Annotated in this window: 2 protein-coding genes; both read left to right on the top strand. The window is 47.6% G+C overall.

Annotated elements, in window-relative coordinates; all coding sequences use genetic code 11:
* The coding region (locus AQ981_RS28355) for a hypothetical protein (RefSeq protein WP_082683282.1) at nt 1-192 on the top strand (192 nt) is incomplete at its 5' end.
* Nucleotides 149-607 (top strand): IS200/IS605 family transposase, encoded by a 459-nt coding sequence (tnpA, locus tag AQ981_RS25375; RefSeq protein WP_058914529.1) that lies wholly within the window; start codon nt 149-151, stop codon nt 605-607. The genes AQ981_RS28355 and tnpA, both read left to right, overlap by 44 nt.
* Nucleotides 608-716: the final 109 nt, after the last annotated feature.

The raw sequence follows: 716 nt of genomic DNA, 5'->3' as shown, positions 1-716 counted from the left end.
TTTTTGTGCACAGAAAACCCCCAGCTAGGCTGGGGGTTCCGGAAAGCTTTCAGCTTTGAGCCAGTTATTAAAACCCCTTTTGATTTGTTAAAACACCTTGCGGTCTGGCAACTGCAAGAGTCAAACAAGAAATCAAAAGGGGGTCCCAATGGGGGACGAAAAGAGCTTAGCGCACACCCGATGGAACTGTAAATATCACATAGTTTTTGCGCCGAAATACCGAAGACAGGCGTTCTACGGAGAGAAGCGTAGAGCAATAGGCAGTATTTTGAGAAAGCTGTGTGAGTGGAAAAACGTTCGGATTGTGGAAGCGGAGTGCTGCGTAGATCATATCCATATGCTTGTGGAAATCCCGCCCAAAATGAGCGTATCGAGCTTTATGGGATATCTGAAAGGGAAAAGCAGTCTGATGCTTTACGAGCAGTTTGGGGATTTGAAATTCAAATACAGAAACAGGGAGTTCTGGTGCAGAGGGTACTACGTCGATACGGTGGGTAAGAACACGGCGAAGATACAGGACTATATAAGGCACCAGCTCGAAGAAGATAAAATGGGAGAGCAGTTATCGATCCCCTGTCCGGGCAGCCCGTTTACGGGCCGTAAGTAACGAAGTCTGATGCAAATGTCAGATCGTATGCGCCTGTTAGGGCGCGGCTGGTAAGAGAGCCTTATAGGCGCATCAGAAAAACCTCCGGCTATGCCGGAGGATATTTATT

This window comes from Entomohabitans teleogrylli (genome assembly GCF_001484765.1).
GTDB lineage: Bacteria > Pseudomonadota > Gammaproteobacteria > Enterobacterales > Enterobacteriaceae > Entomohabitans > Entomohabitans teleogrylli.
The sequence above is the reverse complement of the archived record's forward strand: the minus strand, read 5'-3'. Positions and strand labels throughout refer to the sequence as shown.

Excerpts from the sequence above, each read along its gene's own strand:
- tnpA (WP_058914529.1), top strand. The coding sequence starts at position 149 with ATGGGGGACGAAAAGAGCTTAGCGCACACCCGATGGAACTGTAAATAT.